Source organism: Vibrio phycocola (assembly GCF_054404255.1).
On record NZ_JBTAMQ010000009.1, the window covers coordinates 63,456 to 81,271 of the forward strand.

At 43.3% G+C, this 17,816-nt stretch carries 26 protein-coding genes; 6 read left to right on the forward strand and 20 right to left on the reverse strand.

Annotation, left to right across the window (positions count from 1 at the left end; all coding sequences use genetic code 11):
* Window positions 1-19: 19 nt before the first annotated feature.
* The 4 genes from ACXJY6_RS13160 to ACXJY6_RS13175 all read left to right on the forward strand — a co-directional run bounded on the left by ACXJY6_RS13160 (window position 20) and on the right by ACXJY6_RS13175 (window position 3,541).
* The gene (locus ACXJY6_RS13160; RefSeq protein ID WP_456051711.1) at window positions 20-721 is read left to right on the forward strand and encodes an ABC transporter ATP-binding protein; all 702 of its coding nucleotides are present in this window, start codon (window positions 20-22) and stop codon (window positions 719-721) included.
* Window positions 718-1,989, forward strand: coding sequence for an ABC transporter permease (locus tag ACXJY6_RS13165; protein WP_458768619.1), 1,272 nt, complete (start codon window positions 718-720; stop codon window positions 1,987-1,989). The genes ACXJY6_RS13160 and ACXJY6_RS13165 overlap by 4 nt, the downstream gene beginning before the upstream one ends.
* Before the next feature lie 12 nt (window positions 1,990-2,001).
* Window positions 2,002-2,502, forward strand: coding sequence for a DUF3299 domain-containing protein (locus tag ACXJY6_RS13170; RefSeq protein WP_456051709.1), 501 nt, complete (start codon window positions 2,002-2,004; stop codon window positions 2,500-2,502).
* A gap of 139 nt (window positions 2,503-2,641) precedes the next feature.
* A complete protein-coding gene (locus tag ACXJY6_RS13175) occupies window positions 2,642-3,541 on the forward strand; it encodes a TIGR03899 family protein (protein ID WP_458768620.1) in 900 nt (299 codons plus the stop codon).
* A gap of 46 nt (window positions 3,542-3,587) precedes the next feature.
* Here the strand turns inward: ACXJY6_RS13175 and cobA are convergent, their stop codons facing one another.
* The 3 genes from cobA to ACXJY6_RS13190 form a co-directional block, all read right to left on the reverse strand.
* Window positions 3,588-4,463: a uroporphyrinogen-III C-methyltransferase gene (cobA, locus tag ACXJY6_RS13180; protein WP_458768621.1), complete on the reverse strand. Its 876-nt coding sequence runs from the start codon at window positions 4,461-4,463 to the stop codon at window positions 3,588-3,590.
* A 193-nt stretch (window positions 4,464-4,656) separates the two neighbouring features.
* A complete protein-coding gene (dbpA, locus tag ACXJY6_RS13185) occupies window positions 4,657-6,042 on the reverse strand; it encodes an ATP-dependent RNA helicase DbpA (protein WP_458768622.1) in 1,386 nt (461 codons plus the stop codon).
* 114 nt (window positions 6,043-6,156) lie between these two features.
* On the reverse strand, window positions 6,157-6,783 hold the full coding sequence (locus ACXJY6_RS13190; protein ID WP_458768623.1) for a LysM-like peptidoglycan-binding domain-containing protein: 627 nt from the start codon (window positions 6,781-6,783) through the stop codon (window positions 6,157-6,159).
* Between the two features lie 232 nt (window positions 6,784-7,015).
* Between ACXJY6_RS13190 and ACXJY6_RS13195 the strand changes: the two genes are divergently transcribed.
* Complete coding sequence (locus tag ACXJY6_RS13195) at window positions 7,016-7,636, forward strand: BamJ family beta-barrel-assembly machinery protein (RefSeq protein WP_456051704.1); 621 nt, start codon at window positions 7,016-7,018, stop codon at window positions 7,634-7,636.
* A gap of 124 nt (window positions 7,637-7,760) precedes the next feature.
* The gene (locus tag ACXJY6_RS13200; protein WP_458768624.1) at window positions 7,761-9,029 is read left to right on the forward strand and encodes an O-acetylhomoserine aminocarboxypropyltransferase/cysteine synthase family protein; all 1,269 of its coding nucleotides are present in this window, start codon (window positions 7,761-7,763) and stop codon (window positions 9,027-9,029) included.
* A gap of 183 nt (window positions 9,030-9,212) precedes the next feature.
* Here ACXJY6_RS13200 and rplQ read toward each other — a convergent pair whose 3' ends face one another.
* The 17 genes from rplQ to rplN all read right to left on the reverse strand — a co-directional run bounded on the left by rplQ (window position 9,213) and on the right by rplN (window position 17,790).
* Window positions 9,213-9,599: a 50S ribosomal protein L17 gene (gene rplQ, locus ACXJY6_RS13205; protein ID WP_456051702.1), complete on the reverse strand. Its 387-nt coding sequence runs from the start codon at window positions 9,597-9,599 to the stop codon at window positions 9,213-9,215.
* 26 nt (window positions 9,600-9,625) lie between these two features.
* Complete coding sequence (locus tag ACXJY6_RS13210; RefSeq protein WP_456051701.1) at window positions 9,626-10,618, reverse strand: DNA-directed RNA polymerase subunit alpha; 993 nt, start codon at window positions 10,616-10,618, stop codon at window positions 9,626-9,628.
* Window positions 10,619-10,642: 24 nt separating this feature from the next.
* A complete protein-coding gene (rpsD, locus tag ACXJY6_RS13215) occupies window positions 10,643-11,263 on the reverse strand; it encodes a 30S ribosomal protein S4 (protein ID WP_456051700.1) in 621 nt (206 codons plus the stop codon).
* Between the two features lie 27 nt (window positions 11,264-11,290).
* A complete protein-coding gene (rpsK, locus tag ACXJY6_RS13220) occupies window positions 11,291-11,680 on the reverse strand; it encodes a 30S ribosomal protein S11 (RefSeq protein WP_126575281.1) in 390 nt (129 codons plus the stop codon).
* Window positions 11,681-11,701: 21 nt separating this feature from the next.
* Window positions 11,702-12,058, reverse strand: coding sequence for a 30S ribosomal protein S13 (gene rpsM, locus ACXJY6_RS13225; protein ID WP_456051699.1), 357 nt, complete (start codon window positions 12,056-12,058; stop codon window positions 11,702-11,704).
* A 149-nt stretch (window positions 12,059-12,207) separates the two neighbouring features.
* Window positions 12,208-12,324: a 50S ribosomal protein L36 gene (gene rpmJ / locus ACXJY6_RS13230; protein ID WP_042478686.1), complete on the reverse strand. Its 117-nt coding sequence runs from the start codon at window positions 12,322-12,324 to the stop codon at window positions 12,208-12,210.
* Window positions 12,325-12,366: 42 nt separating this feature from the next.
* Window positions 12,367-13,707 (reverse strand): preprotein translocase subunit SecY, encoded by a 1,341-nt coding sequence (gene secY / locus ACXJY6_RS13235; RefSeq protein WP_456051698.1) that lies wholly within the window; start codon window positions 13,705-13,707, stop codon window positions 12,367-12,369.
* A 20-nt stretch (window positions 13,708-13,727) separates the two neighbouring features.
* A complete protein-coding gene (gene rplO, locus ACXJY6_RS13240) occupies window positions 13,728-14,162 on the reverse strand; it encodes a 50S ribosomal protein L15 (RefSeq protein ID WP_456051697.1) in 435 nt (144 codons plus the stop codon).
* Between the two features lie 5 nt (window positions 14,163-14,167).
* Complete coding sequence (rpmD, locus tag ACXJY6_RS13245; RefSeq protein WP_456051696.1) at window positions 14,168-14,344, reverse strand: 50S ribosomal protein L30; 177 nt, start codon at window positions 14,342-14,344, stop codon at window positions 14,168-14,170.
* A 7-nt stretch (window positions 14,345-14,351) separates the two neighbouring features.
* Window positions 14,352-14,855, reverse strand: a complete 504-nt coding sequence (gene rpsE, locus ACXJY6_RS13250) for a 30S ribosomal protein S5 (RefSeq protein ID WP_456051695.1) — start codon at window positions 14,853-14,855, stop codon at window positions 14,352-14,354.
* A gap of 14 nt (window positions 14,856-14,869) precedes the next feature.
* The gene (gene rplR, locus ACXJY6_RS13255) at window positions 14,870-15,223 is read right to left on the reverse strand and encodes a 50S ribosomal protein L18 (protein ID WP_456051694.1); all 354 of its coding nucleotides are present in this window, start codon (window positions 15,221-15,223) and stop codon (window positions 14,870-14,872) included.
* A gap of 9 nt (window positions 15,224-15,232) precedes the next feature.
* The gene (rplF, locus tag ACXJY6_RS13260) at window positions 15,233-15,766 is read right to left on the reverse strand and encodes a 50S ribosomal protein L6 (protein WP_456051693.1); all 534 of its coding nucleotides are present in this window, start codon (window positions 15,764-15,766) and stop codon (window positions 15,233-15,235) included.
* A 15-nt stretch (window positions 15,767-15,781) separates the two neighbouring features.
* Entirely contained in the window at window positions 15,782-16,174 is a 393-nt protein-coding gene (gene rpsH / locus ACXJY6_RS13265) for a 30S ribosomal protein S8 (protein ID WP_456051692.1), read from the reverse strand.
* A gap of 29 nt (window positions 16,175-16,203) precedes the next feature.
* Entirely contained in the window at window positions 16,204-16,509 is a 306-nt protein-coding gene (gene rpsN, locus ACXJY6_RS13270) for a 30S ribosomal protein S14 (RefSeq protein WP_456051691.1), read from the reverse strand.
* A gap of 17 nt (window positions 16,510-16,526) precedes the next feature.
* Window positions 16,527-17,066, reverse strand: a complete 540-nt coding sequence (rplE, locus tag ACXJY6_RS13275) for a 50S ribosomal protein L5 (RefSeq protein WP_456051690.1) — start codon at window positions 17,064-17,066, stop codon at window positions 16,527-16,529.
* 23 nt (window positions 17,067-17,089) lie between these two features.
* Window positions 17,090-17,407 (reverse strand): 50S ribosomal protein L24, encoded by a 318-nt coding sequence (gene rplX, locus ACXJY6_RS13280; protein ID WP_456051689.1) that lies wholly within the window; start codon window positions 17,405-17,407, stop codon window positions 17,090-17,092.
* An 11-nt stretch (window positions 17,408-17,418) separates the two neighbouring features.
* A complete protein-coding gene (rplN, locus tag ACXJY6_RS13285) occupies window positions 17,419-17,790 on the reverse strand; it encodes a 50S ribosomal protein L14 (protein WP_456051688.1) in 372 nt (123 codons plus the stop codon).
* Window positions 17,791-17,816 lie beyond the last annotated feature (26 nt).

The following is a 17,816-nucleotide window of genomic DNA, read 5'->3' on the forward strand; positions in this document are numbered from 1 at the left end:
GGGACATAGGCAAAAGACCATGAGCAATTCATCCCCTGTTATCGATCTCTCTAACGTGAAGTTTCACTGGCCTAAAGCGTCGACATCTATTATCGATATCGAAAACCTAACGGTTAAACGCGGTGAGCATTTATTTATCAAAGGCCCTAGCGGATGTGGCAAGTCCACACTTCTGAGCTTACTCACTGGTATCAACTCAGCAACATCAGGAAAAGTGAGTATTTTAGAGACTCAACTTGGCCACTTGAAACCACAACAGCGTGATCAATTTCGAGCCGATAATATTGGGTATATTTTCCAACAGTTTAATTTACTGCCATATTTATCAGTAATCGAAAATGTCGCTTTGCCATGTCAATTTTCAATTCGCAGACGCGCTAACCTCCACGACGATGTGCTATCAGACAGTGAACAGTTGCTCACTCGTCTAAAACTGGATAAGACTTTAATGCATCAACCAGTGGTAGAGTTAAGTATTGGTCAACAACAGCGTGTTGCTGCGGCGAGAGCACTAATAGGCTCGCCACAACTTCTTATTGCAGATGAACCCACTTCCGCTCTAGATTATGACTCGCGCAGTGCATTTATAAGCTTATTGTTAGAAGAGGCCAACCGAGTCAACTCAACGGTTGTCTTTGTTAGTCATGATCCAACTTTAGAAACTAAGTTTTCTCGTGCAATCAGCTTACCTGAACTTAACCGCGCTGGAGGTCAACAATGAACGTGATTGCAAACTTAGCGTGGAAGAGTGTTCTTAACCGAAAAACCACGGCCATTCTGACGATTCTTACCGTTGCTATATCCGTTATCTTATTGCTCGGTGTCGAACGGATCAGAACTCAAGCTAAAAGCAGCTTTGCCAATACTATCTCAGGGACTGATCTCATTGTTGGCGGGCGATCTGGCCAAGTTAATTTATTACTCTATTCGGTATTTAGAATTGGTAATGCCACCAATAATATCGACTGGAAAAGCTACCAGCACTTTAGCGAAGATTCCGCTGTAAAGTGGTCGATTCCCATTTCTTTAGGTGATTCACACAGAGGTTTTCGAGTCATGGGTACAAACCTCGACTATTTTGAACACTTTCACTATGGTCAGAAACAAGCACTCACCTTTGCGACAGGTAAACCATTCGATGGGCTATTTGATACCGTGATTGGTGCTGATGTTGCAAAAAAACTTGGCTATACCGTTGGATCAGAAATCATTATCGCACACGGGATCAGTGACGTTGGATTTAGCCGACATGATAATTTACCCTTTACCGTCACTGGTATTTTAGCGCCAACAGGAACACCAGTAGACAAAACGGTACATGTCTCACTGCAAGCCATTACCGCCATCCATGTTGGGTGGGAGTCCGGTGCGCATATTGGTAAAACACCGGATGCTGAGACCTTGAAGGCAGCAGCCAATTCCGAACGTTTACAGCCTAAAGAGATCACCGCAATGCTGCTTGGATTGAAATCGAAGATAAAGACGTTTGCGTTGCAAAGAGAAATCAACACTTATCGATTTGAACCACTGAGTGCAATTTTACCTGGAGTGGCGCTGCATGAGCTATGGCAAATGATGTCTGTCGCAGAGCAAGCATTAATGGCCGTATCTATTTTTGTTGTCATTGCCGGTCTATTGGGGATGCTTAGTAGCCTCCTAACCAGCTTACAAGAACGTCGACGAGAAATGGCAATATTACGAGCAATGGGCGCTCGCCCGAAACATGTGTTTTCACTGTTAGTCAGTGAGGCCAGTGCGCTAACGTTCTTGGGAATAATTACAGGTGTGCTAGGATGCTATCTATTAATGTCAATTGCTACACCCATTATCCACAACCAATATGGCATTGCGATTACGTTATCAACGCTTACTGCTCATGAGTGGATATTATTGGGTTACGTTCAATTTGCAGGTATGATCATCGGTATTATTCCAGCTGTACGAGCCTATCGCCAATCATTGGCTGATGGCATGACAATCCGAATTTAAAAGGGAATCTTTATGACCAACCCAAGAAGGTGGTTTACTATTTTACTTATGCTTGTCATACCGCTTTGCCAAGCGCAAGCAGAACCTGAAAAGCTAGACTGGATTGATCTCGTGCCAGTAGAAGAACGCAACCAATTTAACGATCAAGGCTTAGCACTGTTAACTGATCATGAAGGGAACTCTCCAGCAGAACAAACAACAGTAGGAAAAGTTCGCCCAGAACTAGATGGAACTCTGATTAAAATTCCGGGGTTTGTCGTGCCACTTGAGGGAGATGAAAATACGGTTACAGAATTTCTCTTAGTCCCTTATTTTGGCGCTTGTATTCATGTACCGCCGCCGCCACCGAATCAAATTGTGTATGTTAAGTTCCCAGATGGCGCACCGGTTCAAGAACTTTGGGACGTCATCTACGTTGTAGGTACACTAAAATCAGAAGCATTTGATAGTGAGTTTGGTCAAGCAGGATACATTCTCGAAGGTAAGAGTATTGAAGAGTACGATGATATGTAATAGCTAATAAGCCGATGAAAATTCGGCTTATTTAACGTGAGTATCGCAAGACCTCTCGAACTAAGAAAACTAGACTGGCTGAATTAACAAATACAGGCTAGATTAATACTTACTAGAATGAGTAATGGGTGACTCAAGCATGGAAAAGGAAAAAACGTCGGTTATTATTGCCCCTCCCACCGAAACAACATCGAATACCCAAAAGCGCACTAAGAACCACATTAAAGATAGTGCTAGTCAAGTGATGCAAATCGCTCAATCTCATGGTCTTGATGCATTATTGGTTAAAACCAAAGATCCCCTTTCCCCATTAGAGAGAGCAATAAACCGCGAAAATCGCCTCAAAGAACAGCGCCAAAAAAACTTAGAACAGATCATGAAGATCGCACTATCAAGCTGTAAAAATGAGACCGCAGGTGAGCCTGATCAAGATTGGTTACTTCGCTTTTTTACCATGGCACAAGAAATCCATAACAGTTCAATGCAACGTTTGTGGGCTCAAGTACTTAAGCTCGAAGTCACCAATCCGGGTTCAACGTCGATGAAAGCATTAAAAGTGCTTAAAGACATGACGCCAAAAGAAGCACAAATTCTCCAACGCGCAGCAACAATAGCCTGCAGTTTTGGGCAAGATAGTAGCAAGAAAATTTGTGTAGGCATAAAGTCTCAAGGTTCAATTTTTAGCTTCGGTAAGCGAGATAACTCCATTAGCATTAGCCTTGGCAATTTTCATTTACCTTATTCAAGCTTGCTCGTATTAATAGAATTAGGGCTATTGCATGCCTCTGAATTAGAATCTGGTGAAATTGAACTCAACCCACCACTTGTTTTACATTACCAAGCAAAGCGAGTATCACTATCCCCTTTATCTAAAGGTATTCGGTTACTCTACTTTCGTTTCAGTCCAACAGGCAATGAGTTGTGTAAATTACTTGGTAATAAAAGTAATGCCGATTACTTTGAACAATTAAGTGCCCTGCTAAGCCAGAAATTCACCATTGAAAGTGATGAACCAAGCTCAATCGATCACACGATATAAGCCCCTATGTATCACAATACTTAGCTCTCTCGCTTAATAGCGAAAACTAAGCATATTGATTCTTTTCTACTTGTGTATTGGGTAAAAACCAATTCAGTTTGTCAGACAAGCTAACCACTTCTCCTATTACAATTAATGATGGTGATTCAGCACCCGCTGCTAGCTGGGACAAGTCAGAGAGTTTACCTTTAAATACCTGTTGTTTTGACTGCGTACCGCGTTCAATAATCGCAATCGGGGTATCGCCTTGCCGACCATGCTTCAGCAGTTGTTGCTGAATATAATTAGACTTCATCAATCCCATATAGATAACGAGAGTTTGACGTCCTCTGGCTAAAGTCGACCAATCTATATCATCATTTTCTGCTTTAACATGCCCAGTCACAAATATCGCTGATTGTGCATGATCTCTGTGAGTTAATGGAATACCGGCATAAGCAGTAGCACCTGCCGCGGCGGTAATCCCAGGGATCACTTGAAACTTGATTCCAGCATCAAATAACACTTCAAGCTCTTCTCCACCACGACCAAACATAAAAGGATCACCACCTTTAATACGGACGACTCGATGGCCTTGTTTAGCAAAATCGACAATCAATTGATTGGTTTTTTCTTGAGGAACACTATGATGACCAGCTCGCTTGCCTACACAAACCAAAATCGTACTGCTAGGAATCAATGACATAATATCTTCGGATACTAAATAATCATAAAGCACAATATCAGCCTGCTGAAGATAACTCAGGGCTTTAACCGTTAAGAGTTCAGGGTCTCCGGGACCCGCTCCAACTAAGGCGACTTCTCCAGCTTGTAACTGACTTTTTGTCACACGAGACAAAGTCAGTTGTGACTCTGCGTTCTTAACCTTAATGCTATCAGCTTCACCGGAAGCAAGTTGAGCCACCTTTTTGTTACTTATCATGTCACGTTACCTATCAACTTATCATCTATAGGCATTATGACGGGTTATAGTTATAACTTGAAATTCTAAAATTACATTTTTTATTCGAAAATCTGATAAATAAATCATACTCACTAAACCAAAAGATAAACTATAGACATAAAAAAGCCGCTGTTAATTTAGCGGCTAATCTTACTAATTTATCATTCTAATGTTACTTCAAAATTCTTGCCCGGAATTGGCGGCCTTTCATTTTACCGTTTTCCAATTGTTGCAATGCTTTCTTAACCAGCTTGGTTTCGACCGCGACATACGCTCGCATTGGTAGCACATTAATCTTCCCAATTTGACTTCCTTGGAGTGTACCATTTGCCGTCAGTGCTCCTAGAATATCACCCGGTCTTACTTTCTGTTTCTTTCCACCATCAATTTGTATTGTTTGCATCGGTGCATAATAAGGTCGTTGACTCAAAACCTCTTCACTAGGCAACGCAGCTGGTGTAATCGGTTTCTCCAGGGAATCTTCTATTTGGGCAATCCGATAACCGTCTTTCTCTCCATAGAAGCTCAATGCCAAACCTTTACTCCCCGCTCGACCTGTTCGGCCAATTCGATGAATATGAACTTCAGGGTCACGAGACAACTCAAAATTAACAACGGCATCTAGGTTATCGACATCTAAACCACGCGCCGCAACATCCGTTGCAACCAATATCGAGACACTTTTATTCGCAAATCGTATTAATGCTTGGTCGCGTTCGCGCTGTTCTAAATCCCCGTGGAGCTCAACCACACTAAAACCTTGGTTTACCAACTCATCTGCAACATCCTGTACCTCGCGCTTAGTATTGCAAAATACGACAGTCGATTCAGGTTTATAATGAAGAAGTATTTGACGCAAAGCTACATCTCGATTTTCATGCCCTTCAACTTTATAGAAATGCTGCTCAATACTCGATGTATCGTGCTTTGATTCTACTTTGATTAATTCAGGATCCCGCATGAGCTTTTCAGCAAGTTGTTTAATCTCTGTAGGGAAAGTGGCGCTAAATAGTAGCGTTTGACGCTGCTTTGGAGCATGAGAAATAATCTCATCTAATGCATCTTGAAAGCCCATTTCCAGCATTCGGTCTGCTTCATCCAATACTAAAGTATTCAGTTCTGAAAGATCTATTCTGCCACGCCCTAAGTGGTCCAAAATACGCCCAGGAGTGCCTACTAATATATGGGCACCATGCTCAAGCGACCCAATTTGTGGTCCCATTGGCATACCACCACACAAAGTGAGTACTTTAATATTGTGAATCGAACGAGCTAAAGTGCGAATTTCCGTTGCGACCTGGTCAGCAAGCTCTCGAGTTGGACAAAGCACCAAAGATTGGACACGGAAACGCTTAACTTTTAAATTGGACAAAACGCCCAAACCAAATGCAGCCGTTTTACCAGAGCCTGTTTTTCCCTGACCAATGACATCTTTTCCCTCAAGAATTCGAGGTAAGCTCAGAGCTTGGATCGGAGTCATATTATGGAAACCAAGAGTATCAAGGTTGCTGACTAACGAAGGATCGAGTGGAAGATCTGAAAAAGGAGCATTACTCACGGTGGCATTCCTGTGGTTTACGAGCATCAGGCGCCTATTATCACTATTTGCTGCACGATAGCCAGTGAATCTTAAGCGGATCCCTATTTATCCGCTTACAGCCCAGACTTACTGCTATTGGCCGCGGCTAAAACCCCCTTTAGAAAGGCGGAAAAACATAATCGACTTACTCCCCTTTTCAAGTTGAAGCATATCAAGCTGCCCATTGTTATTTAACCTATAACGAACTAATTGACCTGGGCGAATGTCACTAAGCGGTCTATCACTACCTTCTATAGTAATTAACGCTGCCAAATCAGACGATGACAACTTTCGCTCTCGAAATATCCGCGCGAGAGTGTCGCCTTGCTTAACTGTGTAAGATACCCAAGCAGATTGAACGAGTGCTCGGCTGGTCTCTTGAGTCCTTGTTTCCTTTGTGACTTTCGGTGTTGGTTCGAACGTTGATGCTTTTGGCGCTTTACTACCAGTAGTAACATTAAGAGAGACTTCTCTACGCGATCCCATATCTGAGTCATCTACGTTTTGCGCTTTTTCCAAAGAAGAAGGAAACGGCACCACCATAAGTAGAACCGTGAACGGAATCAATATTGACAATGCATTACGGTGAAAACGAGGGAGTTCAGACCACCTTTTCCGCGCTTGAGCAAACCATGACAACGAATGAAGATCTGACCACATTTGTTTAATAAATGCGAAGTCATAACTCTGAGGCTGCTTTTTTCTTTGCCGACGTTCCATTTAAATCCGACTCCTACAAAAACTACCTACAGTATAAAAACTCATCCAGACAGAGTACAGTCACATCAATAAGATATATCTTTGGTTAATATAAATCTGATTGTTGCTCTTGTTTTTCTTTGATATATCTCACATATTGGTTTGGATTTGATTTCTACATAATCCGACCATTTAATCGTACGCCGAGACCTGCTATCCTTGCGCTTTCGTTATCAAATAAAGAGTGACATTCATGTCTGACATCAAATTAGAAACAGTAGAGCAAAAAGCAAGTTACGGTATTGGCCTTCAAATGGGTCAACAACTTGCAGGAAGTGGCCTAGAAGGCTTAGAAGTAGCAGCAATCGCTGAAGGCATTGCAACATCACTTGCTGGTGAAATGCCTGCAATCGAAGTTGATGATATCAACAATGCCCTGCAAACTCTACACGGTAAAGCACAAGAAGCTCGTCAAGCCGCTGCAGCAGAAGCCGCCGCTGAAGGCGAAGCATTTTTGAAAGCAAATGCAGAACGCTCTGAAGTTACTGTTCTTGAATCTGGATTACAATATGAAGTAATCACTGAAGGTACTGGTGAAATCCCAACTTCAGATAACACAGTACGTGTTCACTATCATGGCCAACTTACTGATGGCACCGTTTTCGATAGTTCTGTAACTCGCGGTCAGCCTGCTGAATTCCCAGTAACTGGTGTTATCGCTGGTTGGGTAGAAGCTCTTCAACTTATGCCTGTTGGTTCTAAATGGAAATTGTGCATCCCACAAAATCTTGCGTATGGCGAGCAAGGTGCTGGCGCTGCAATTCCTCCTTTTGCAGCTCTTGTATTTGAAGTTGAACTTCTAGCAATCCTATAATTTCCGTTTAAATCCCCATACCTAAAGGCAGTTCAAACTTTGACTGCCTTTTTTTGTCCTCTGCTTTCATCTAAATTAGCTTTGTGTTTTTATATCATCACTTTATCTAGATGGATTGATGAAAATGAAAGACGAAACACTCGCGATTCACCATGGGTACGAAACGGACCCAACCACCAAATCTGTTGCTGTTCCTATTTTTCAAACTGCAGCGTACGAATTTGATAACGCTCAACACGGTGCAGATCTATTCAACCTAGATGTTCCCGGAAATATCTATACACGATTAATGAACCCAACCAATGATGTGTTAGAAAAACGTTTGGCCGCATTAGAAGGGGGATTAGCCGCATTAGTGACAAGTTCAGGAAGTGCTGCGATTCACTATGCCATTCTTTCTTTAGCCAAATCGGGCGATAACATTGTATCTACTCCTCAGCTTTATGGCGGTACCTACACACTATTCGCTCACATGCTTCCTAACCTTGGTATTCAAGTTAAGTTTGCCAAAGATGATAAGCCTGAAAGCCTTGCAGAGTTAATCGATGACAATACCAAAGCAGTATATTGCGAGTCGATAGGTAACCCCGCGGGTAATATTGTTGATTTAGGAAAAATTGCTGAATTAGCCCATGCTGAAGGCGTTCCTGTCATCGTCGACAATACGGTTGCAACACCAGTATTATGTAAGCCCATTGCTCATGGTGCTGATATTGTCGTTCATTCAATCACTAAATATGTTGGTGGTCATGGGACTTCTCTAGGCGGCGCAATTATTGACTCGGGTAATTTTGACTGGGTCAAAAATGCTGACCGCTTCCCTGAATTTAATCAGCCTGAGCCTTCATATCATGGTGTCGTGTATGCTGAGCAATTTGGAGCAGCAGCATTTATCGCGAGAGCGAGAACCGTCCCAATGCGAAACACAGGTTCAACCCTTTCGCCAATGAATGCCTTTCTATTGTTACAAGGACTAGAGACTCTCTCTTTGCGCATGGAACGTCATTGTGAGAACGCATTTAAAATTGCTGAATTTCTTCAAAATCATGAAAAAGTAAGTTGGGTCAGTTACGCTGGACTCAAAGATTCTCCTTTTTTTGGCCTAGCGCAAAAATATATGGATGGAAAGCCATCGGCGATTTTATCATTTGGTTTAAAAGGTGGATACGATGCTGGCGTGCAGTTCTACGATGCACTAACCATGGTAAAACGATTAGTGAATATTGGTGATGCTAAAACATTAGCCTGTCACCCTGCGTCGACAACCCATCGTCAACTAGAGCCAGAGGAACAGAAAAAAGCGGGTGTTGTTCCTGAAATGATTCGCTTATCTATTGGTATTGAGCATATCGAAGATATCATTGCTGACTTGGATCAAGCTCTGAGCTCTTGAGTAAGATAAAGGATAATAGCTCCGTAATCATCCATTGCTATTATGGACTTAGCCTCATCAGTTTTGTAATTAATGTATCAAATTGACGTATCTATGAGGTCAAAATAAAAAATCTGGCAACAAACAACAGATATAAAAAAACCGAGCTTTCGCTCGGTTTTCTCTTATTGAGTTACGAACTCATTATTCAGTTTCTGCTTCCGCATCAACTTCTGGGCGATCTACAAGCTCAATGTATGCCATTGGAGCTTTATCACCTGCACGGAAACCACACTTAAGAATACGAGTGTAGCCACCTTGACGTGCAGAGAAACGTGGACCGATTTCGTTAAATAATTTTGCTACAACTTCGTTATCACGAGTTCGTGCAAATGCTAGACGACGGTTAGCAACACTGTCTGTCTTAGCTAATGTAATCAAAGGCTCAATTACGCGACGTAGTTCTTTTGCTTTAGGCACGGTAGTTTTAATAACTTCGTGACGAACAAGAGAGCTAGCCATGTTGCTGAACATCGCTTTGCGATGACTGCTGTTGCGGTTGAGTTGACGACCACTCTTACGATGGCGCATGACCTAATCCTTCTAACTAGTATCGATTAATCTTCAGCGATTGACGCTGGCGGCCAGTTCTCTAGGCGCATGCCAAGAGAAAGACCACGTGAAGCAAGTACGTCTTTAATCTCTGTAAGAGATTTCTTACCAAGGTTGGGCGTTTTAAGTAGCTCAACTTCAGTACGCTGTACCAGATCACCGATGTAGTGAATCGCTTCTGCTTTCAAACAGTTAGCAGAGCGAACTGTTAGTTCAAGATCGTCTACAGGACGCAATAGGATCGGATCGAACTCTGGCTTCTCTTCTTTAGCCTCAGGTACACGTACATCGCGAAGATCTACGAACGCATCCAACTGTTCAGCAAGCACTGTTGCTGCACGGCGGATAGCTTCCTCAGGTTCAATAGTTCCATTCGTTTCCATATCGATAACGAGCTTATCTAAATCTGTACGTTGCTCAACACGAGCAGCTTCAACGGCGTAGGCAATTTTGTCTACTGGGCTGTAAGTTGCATCGACTAGCAAACGACCGATTGGACGCTCATCTTCTTCAGTATGAATACGCGCAGAAGCCGGAATATAACCACGACCACGCTCAACTTTGATACGCATAGCGATCTCAGCGTTGTCATCAGTTAGATGACAAATCACGTGTTCAGGGTTTACGATCTCAACATCACCATCATGAGTGATGTCACCTGCAACAACAGGGCCTGAACCGGACTTGTTAAGTGTAATGAACACTTCATCTTTACCATCGGCAACGCGAACAGCAAGACCTTTTAGGTTAAGAAGAATCTCTAGGATATCTTCTTGAATTCCCTCTTTGGTGCTGTATTCGTGTAGTACGCCTTCAATTTCAACTTCAGTCACTGCGCAACCTGGCATTGATGAAAGAAGAATACGACGAAGTGCATTACCCAGAGTATGGCCAAAGCCACGCTCTAACGGCTCAAGAGTTACTTTTGCGTGTGTCGCGCTGATCTGTTCAATATCAACAAGACGTGGCTTAAGAAATTCTGTTACAGAACCCTGCATTGTGTCCTCTCTTTTGTTTAAACCTTACTTAGAGTAAAGTTCGACGATCAATTGTTCGTTGATATCAGCTGATAGATCTGAACGCTCAGGCAAACGCTTGAATGTTGCTTCCATCTTGCTTCCATCTACTTCAATCCAAGTTGGTTTTTCACGTTGTTCTGCAACTTCTAGAGCAGCTTTAATACGTGATTGAGCTTTCGCTTTTTCACGAATAGAAACAACGTCATTCGCCGATACTTTGAATGAAGGAATGTTTACCACGTTACCGTTAACTAAAATAGCCTTGTGGCTAACAAGTTGACGAGCTTCAGCACGAGTTGCGCCAAAACCAATACGGTAAACTACGTTATCTAGACGACCTTCAAGAAGTTGAAGCAGGTTTTCGCCTGTGTTGCCTTTAATACGCGCAGCATCTTTGTAGTAGTTACGGAACTGTTTTTCTAGCACGCCGTACATACGACGAACTTTTTGCTTCTCACGAAGCTGTACACCATAATCTGATAGACGGCCACGACGAGCGCCGTGAACACCTGGTGCATTATCAATTTTACACTTGGTATCTATCGCACGAACACCAGACTTAAGGAATAAGTCGGTACCTTCGCGGCGACTAAGCTTTAGCTTAGGACCCAAATATCTAGCCATGATCTTTCTCCAATATTCCTAGAAACGTTATACGCGACGTTTCTTCGGTGGACGACAACCGTTATGAGGGATAGGAGTCGCATCAACAATATTAGTGATACGGAAACCTGCTGCATTCAGTGCGCGAACTGTTGATTCACGACCTGGACCAGGGCCCTTAACCATAACTTCCAGATTCTTCAGGCCATATTCTTTAGCCATTTCAGCACAACGCTCAGCTGCAACTTGCGCTGCAAATGGAGTTGACTTACGAGAACCACGGAAACCAGAACCTCCTGCAGTAGCCCAAGCTAATGCATTACCTTGACGGTCAGTAATGGTTACGATTGTGTTATTAAAAGATGCATGGATATGTGCCACACCATCTGCGACTTGTTTGCGTGCACGTTTGCGCGCGCGTGTTGGTTGTTTAGCCATTGTACTCTCTACCTCACCCGATTATTTTTTGATCGGCTTACGCGGACCCTTACGGGTACGAGCGTTGGTTTTAGTACGCTGTCCACGTAGTGGTAGACTGCGACGATGACGAAGACCACGGTAACAGCCAAGGTCCATAAGACGCTTGATGTTCATGGAAACTTCACGACGAAGATCACCCTCTACAGTGTATTTAGCTACACCATCACGCAGTTGATCGATCTGCTCTTCAGTTAGTTCACTGATCTTAACATCTTCAGCAATACTCAACTCAGCTAAAATAGCTTGAGAACGAGTTTTACCGATGCCATAAATTGCAGTTAATGCGATTACAGCGTGTTTTTGATCAGGAATGTTAATGCCTGCTATACGGGCCACTATTCACTCCTAGTACTTTTAATAAGAAATTATCCGTAACAAAGCCCGCTGAGGATACGTTACGGAATGCTACTTCTTTTGCACACAAAAGGTAGGCCGAGGAATATACTCGACCGACCCCTAATTTTCAAGTAAAAATTTCTGCTTAATTAGCCTTGGCGTTGTTTATGCTTTGGCTCACTGCTACAAATCACGCGAACGACACCGTTACGCTTGATAACTTTACAGTTACGACAGATTTTTTTAACGGAAGCACGAACTTTCATTGCTAAACTCCGTAAATAACATCTTCAAGTAATACAACCAGCTTAACGGTTGTAGTCTTTTAGATTTGCTTTTTTCAACACAGAATCATATTGACTTGACATCAAATGAGTCTGTACCTGTGCCATAAAATCCATGATAACCACTACTACGATAAGTAGAGAGGTACCGCCGAAATAAAAACGAACATTCCAAGCGATAGTCATGAACTGTGGGATCAGACAGATAAAGGTAATATACAGCGCACCGGCTAAGGTTAAACGAGTCATTACTTTATCTATGTATTTCGCAGTCTGCTCACCTGGGCGGATTCCCGGTACGAACGCTCCGGACTTCTTAAGATTATCAGCTGTTTCACGCGGGTTAAACATCAACGCCGAATAGAAGAAACAGAAGAAAATAATCGCTACTGCGTAAAGTATTACATAAAGTGGTTGTCCTGGGCTTAATGCCAAAGACACGTCGGTTAACCAGCTAAACGCTGAACCTTCGCCACCTAAACTACTACCAAACCACTGAGCCAGCGTCCCTGGAAATAGAATAATACTTGATGCGAAAATCGCTGGAATAACACCGGCCATATTAACTTTCAATGGCAAGTGAGTACTCTGTGCAGCAAAAACTTTACGACCTTGTTGACGTTTTGCATAGTTAACAACGATACGACGTTGACCACGCTCCATGAAAACAACGAAATAAATAACTGCAAACGAAATCACACCGATTAACAGCAGAAGAAGTACGTGCAATTCACCTTGACGAGCTTGCTCGATTGTTTGTCCGATTGCCTGAGGCAACCCAGCAACGATACCTGCAAAGATCAGTAATGAAATACCATTACCAATTCCGCGCTCAGTGATCTGTTCACCTAACCACATTAAGAACATGGTGCCAGTTACTAGACTCACGGTAGCGATAAACGTAAACATGGTTTGGTCTATAACAACCAGATTAGAGACCATGTTTGGTAGTCCTGTCGCAATACCTAAAGCTTGGAATGTTGCAAGCACAAGCGTGCCATAACGCGTATATTGGCTAATCTTACGACGCCCTGCTTCACCCTCTTTCTTGAGTTCAGCTAACGCGGGATGAACTACAGTCAGCAATTGGATAACAATAGAAGCCGAAATATACGGCATGATACCCAATGCTAATATAGATGCACGCGACAGTGCACCACCGGAGAACATGTTGAACATTTCAACGATGGTACCTGTTTGCTGTTCGACTAAATCGGCAAGTACAGCTGCGTCAATACCAGGGATCGGCACAAATGAGCCGGCTCGGAAGACTAGAAGTGCACCAATTACAAAAAGTATTCGTGACTTCAGTTCACTTAAACCGCTTTTAGTACTACTAAAATCTTGTCCTGGTTTCTTAGCCATCTGTACCTCGTTCCTCGAGATTATTCCTCGATTTTACCGCCAGCAGCTTCAATAGCAGCTTTAGCACCTTTAGTCACGCGTAGACCTTTGACAGTCACAGCTTTCGCTAGTTCACCAGAAAGAACGATTTTAACGTTCACGATATTCTTAGTGACTAAGTTAGCTGCTTTAAGACTGTTCAGGTCAACAACATCACCCGTTACTTTCGCTAGTTCACCTAGACGAACTTCAGCAGACACTAGACTCTTACGAGAAGTGAAGCCAAATTTTGGTAGACGTTGTTTCAAAGGCATTTGACCACCTTCGAAACCTGGACGAACAGATCCGCCAGAACGTGATTTTTGGCCTTTATGACCACGGCCACCAGTTTTACCTAGGCCTGAACCGATACCACGACCTAAACGCTTCTTAGAAGGTTTAGAACCGTCAGCCGGTGATAGAGTATTCAAACGCATTCTGATTACTCCTCAACTTTAATCATATAGTAAACCTTGTTGATCATTCCGCGAACACACGGAGTATCTTCAAGTTCTACTGTATGATTGATTTTACGAAGACCTAAACCGCGCAAAGTAGCTTTGTGCTTTGGTAGGCGTCCAATTGAGCTCTTAGTTTGAGTTACTTTAATAGTTGCCATGGTGTTCTTACTCCGAAATAGCTTCAACAGTGAGACCACGCTTAGCAGCAACCATGTCTGGTGACTTAATGCTGCTCAAAGCGTCAATCGTTGCGCGAACAACGTTGATTGGGTTCGTTGAACCGTATGCTTTAGACAGAACATTATGTACACCTGCAACTTCAAGAACTGAACGCATCGCACCACCTGCGATAACACCAGTACCTTCTGAAGCTGGTTGCATGTAAACTTTAGAGCCTGAGTGGCGACCTTTCACTGCGTGGTGAAGAGTACCTTCTTTAAGCGCAACAGTAACCATGTTACGACGCGCTTTTTCCATTGCTTTTTGAATCGCAGCAGGAACTTCACGGGCTTTACCGTAACCGAAACCTACACGACCATTACCGTCACCAACTACTGTTAGTGCAGTGAAGCTCATGATTCGACCACCTTTAACCGTCTTAGATACACGGTTAACAGCAATCAATTTTTCTTGCAAATCACTTGCTTGAGATTGTTGTTCTTTAGCCATCTTCCAACCCTACCTTAGAATTTGAGACCAGCTTCGCGAGCAGAATCTGCTAGCGCTGCTACTCGACCGTGGTATTGGAAACCAGAACGATCAAATGCGACTTGTGCTACGCCTTTTTCAAGTGCGCGCTCTGCAATAGCTTTACCTACTGCTTTAGCTGCATCGATGTTACCAGAATATTTTACTTGCTCACGGATCGCTTTTTCTACAGTAGAAGCTGCTGCGATAACCTCAGAGCCGTTCGCTGCAATTACCTGCGCGTACACATGACGAGGAGTACGGTGTACGACTAGGCGAGTTGCACCCAGTTCTGCAATCTTACGACGCGCACGTGTAGCACGACGGATGCGAGATGCTTTCTTATCCATAGCGTTACCTTACTTCTTCTTAGCTTCTTTAGTACGCACATTTTCATCTGCGTAACGAACACCTTTACCTTTATAAGGTTCAGGCTCACGGTAAGAACGAATGTCAGCTGCAACTTGACCAACTAATTGCTTATCACAACCAGTTAGAACAATTTCAGTTTGGCTTGGACATTCAGCTTTAACACCGGCTGGCAACGCGTGCTCAACTGGATGTGAGAAGCCAAGGGTCAGACCTACAGCGTTGCCTTTAATAGCAGCACGGTAACCAACACCTTTAAGTACAAGCTTCTTCGTGAAACCAGCTGTAACGCCAACAACCATGTTGTTAACTAGTGCACGAGCAGTACCTGCTTGTGCCCAAGCGTTTGCAGCGCCTTCACGAGGACCAAAAGTTAGCTTTCCATCTTCCTGTGCGATAATTACTGCGTTATTTACAACGCGAGTAAGCTCGCCTTTAGTACCTTTTACAGTAACTTCTTGGCCGTTTAATTTCACCTCTACGCCTGCTGGAATAGAGACTGGTGCTTTAGCAACACGAGACATAGTCTACTCCTTAAATTAAGCTACGTAGCAAATGATTTCACCGCCAAGACCTGCCTTGCGAGCAGCACGGTCTGACATCAGACCCTTGGAAGTGGATACAACAGCAACACCCAAACCGCCCATCACTGATGGAATATCGCCTTTTTTCTTATAGACGCGTAGACCAGGACGTGAAACACGTTGGATTTGCTCGATTACTGGTTTAGCTTGGAAATACTTAAGAGTAATTTCAAGCTCAGGTTTTGCTTCGCTATCAACAGCGAAGTCTTCGACGTAACCTTCAGCTTTAAGTAATGCAGCAATTGCAACTTTAAGCTTTGAAGAAGGCATTTTAACAGCAACTTTGTTTGCTGCCTGACCGTTACGAACGCGGGTCAGCATATCCGAAATCGGATCTTGCATGCTCATAAACTATACTCCAAATGATTAAGTGGCAATTACCAGCTAGCCTTACGAAGTCCAGGAATCTCGCCTTTCATGCAAGCTTCGCGAACTTTAATACGGCTGAGACCGAACTTACGTAGGTAACCGTGTGGACGACCAGTTTGGTTACAACGGTTGCGCTGACGAGATGCACTTGAATCACGTGGAAGTGCTTGTAGTTTTAGTACAGCGTCCCAACGTTCTTCTTCAGATGCGTTTACATCGTTAATTGTTGCTTTTAGCGCCGCACGCTTTTCAGCGAACTTTGCTACTAGCGTTGCACGTTTTGCTTCACGTGCTTTCATAGATATTTTAGCCATAACAGTAACCCTTCACCTTACTTACGGAATGGGAAGTTAAAGGCAGCCAGCAAAGCACGGCCTTCCTCATCGGAATCAGCAGTAGTCGTGATAGTGATATCAAGACCACGGATGCGATCTACTTTATCGTAGTCGATTTCCGGAAAGATGATTTGCTCGCGAACGCCCATGCTGTAGTTACCACGACCGTCAAAAGACTTCGCGCTAACGCCACGGAAATCACGTACACGTGGAAGAGCAATAGAGATTAAACGCTCTAAAAAATCCCACATACGCTCGCCACGCAAGGTTACTTTACAACCAATTGGGTAGCCTTCACGAATTTTGAAACCTGCAACAGATTTGCGCGCTTTTGTGATAAGTGGCTTTTGACCTGCGATCGTAGCCATATCAGACGCTGCATTCTCAAGCAGTTTCTTATCGTTGATTGCTTCACCAACGCCCATGTTTAGGGTGATTTTATCAATCCTAGGGACTTGCATGACGCTCGAGTAGCTGAACTCTTTGGTCAGTTCAGCGACTACAGACGACTTGTAGTAATCATGCAGTTTCGCCATAGTAGAACTCCAAATTACTTCTATTAGTTAGAAACAGTTTCGTTGTTAGATTTGAAGAAACGAACTTTCTTGCCATCTTCGATACGAAAACCGATACGATCTGCCTTACCAGTAGATGCGTTGAAAAGTGCAACGTTAGAAGCATCAATAGCCGCTTCTTGTTCAACGATGCCACCTTGTTGACCTTGAGCCGGAACCGGCTTTTGGTGTTTTTTAACAAGGTTGATACCTTCAACAACAACTTTACCAGTTGTCAGTACCTTAGTTACTTTACCTTTCTTGCCTTTATCTTTTCCAGCAAGAACGATAACTTCGTCATTTTGACGGATTTTAGCTGCCATTTTAGCGCTCCTTACAATACTTCTGGAGCCAGTGAGACGATTTTCATGAATTTCGCATTGCGAAGTTCACGCGTCACTGGACCAAAGATACGTGTGCCGACAGGTTGCTCTGTAGTGTTGTTCAACAATACGCAAGCATTACGGTCGAAGCGAATGACAGAACCGTCAGGACGACGTACGCCTTTACGGGTGCGAACTACCACCGCCTTCAGTACATCACCTTTTTTTACTTTACTGCGAGGAATTGCTTCTTTTACAGTAATTTTGATGATGTCACCGATATGTGCATAACGACGGTGTGAGCCACCCAGAACCTTAATACATTTTACGCTGCGGGCGCCTGAGTTATCAGCTGCGTCCAGCATACTTTGCATTTGGATCATGTTAGTGCTCCGCTAAATATTAAAAC

Coding starts and splice junctions, on each gene's coding strand:
- rplQ (WP_456051702.1), bottom strand. CDS start 9,599: ATGCGCCATCGTAAGAGTGGTCGTCAACTCAACCGCAACAGCAGTCAT.
- rplN (WP_456051688.1), bottom strand. CDS start 17,790: ATGATCCAAATGCAAAGTATGCTGGACGCAGCTGATAACTCAGGCGCC.
- ACXJY6_RS13200 (WP_458768624.1), top strand. CDS start 7,761: ATGAAAGACGAAACACTCGCGATTCACCATGGGTACGAAACGGACCCA.
- secY (WP_456051698.1), bottom strand. CDS start 13,707: ATGGCTAAGAAACCAGGACAAGATTTTAGTAGTACTAAAAGCGGTTTA.
- rplF (WP_456051693.1), bottom strand. CDS start 15,766: ATGTCTCGTGTTGCTAAAGCACCAGTCTCTATTCCAGCAGGCGTAGAG.
- ACXJY6_RS13175 (WP_458768620.1), top strand. CDS start 2,642: ATGGAAAAGGAAAAAACGTCGGTTATTATTGCCCCTCCCACCGAAACA.
- rplE (WP_456051690.1), bottom strand. CDS start 17,066: ATGGCGAAACTGCATGATTACTACAAGTCGTCTGTAGTCGCTGAACTG.
- rpmD (WP_456051696.1), bottom strand. CDS start 14,344: ATGGCAACTATTAAAGTAACTCAAACTAAGAGCTCAATTGGACGCCTA.
- rpsH (WP_456051692.1), bottom strand. CDS start 16,174: ATGAGCATGCAAGATCCGATTTCGGATATGCTGACCCGCGTTCGTAAC.
- rpsE (WP_456051695.1), bottom strand. CDS start 14,855: ATGGCTAAAGAACAACAATCTCAAGCAAGTGATTTGCAAGAAAAATTG.
- ACXJY6_RS13165 (WP_458768619.1), top strand. CDS start 718: ATGAACGTGATTGCAAACTTAGCGTGGAAGAGTGTTCTTAACCGAAAA.
- rplR (WP_456051694.1), bottom strand. CDS start 15,223: ATGGATAAGAAAGCATCTCGCATCCGTCGTGCTACACGTGCGCGTCGT.
- ACXJY6_RS13190 (WP_458768623.1), bottom strand. CDS start 6,783: ATGGAACGTCGGCAAAGAAAAAAGCAGCCTCAGAGTTATGACTTCGCA.
- ACXJY6_RS13210 (WP_456051701.1), bottom strand. CDS start 10,618: ATGCAGGGTTCTGTAACAGAATTTCTTAAGCCACGTCTTGTTGATATT.
- rpsK (WP_126575281.1), bottom strand. CDS start 11,680: ATGGCTAAACAACCAACACGCGCGCGCAAACGTGCACGCAAACAAGTC.
- ACXJY6_RS13170 (WP_456051709.1), top strand. CDS start 2,002: ATGACCAACCCAAGAAGGTGGTTTACTATTTTACTTATGCTTGTCATA.
- cobA (WP_458768621.1), bottom strand. CDS start 4,463: ATGATAAGTAACAAAAAGGTGGCTCAACTTGCTTCCGGTGAAGCTGAT.
- rpsD (WP_456051700.1), bottom strand. CDS start 11,263: ATGGCTAGATATTTGGGTCCTAAGCTAAAGCTTAGTCGCCGCGAAGGT.
- ACXJY6_RS13195 (WP_456051704.1), top strand. CDS start 7,016: ATGTCTGACATCAAATTAGAAACAGTAGAGCAAAAAGCAAGTTACGGT.
- rpmJ (WP_042478686.1), bottom strand. CDS start 12,324: ATGAAAGTTCGTGCTTCCGTTAAAAAAATCTGTCGTAACTGTAAAGTT.
- rplX (WP_456051689.1), bottom strand. CDS start 17,407: ATGGCAGCTAAAATCCGTCAAAATGACGAAGTTATCGTTCTTGCTGGA.
- rpsN (WP_456051691.1), bottom strand. CDS start 16,509: ATGGCTAAAATATCTATGAAAGCACGTGAAGCAAAACGTGCAACGCTA.
- rplO (WP_456051697.1), bottom strand. CDS start 14,162: ATGCGTTTGAATACTCTATCACCGGCTGACGGTTCTAAACCTTCTAAG.
- ACXJY6_RS13160 (WP_456051711.1), top strand. CDS start 20: ATGAGCAATTCATCCCCTGTTATCGATCTCTCTAACGTGAAGTTTCAC.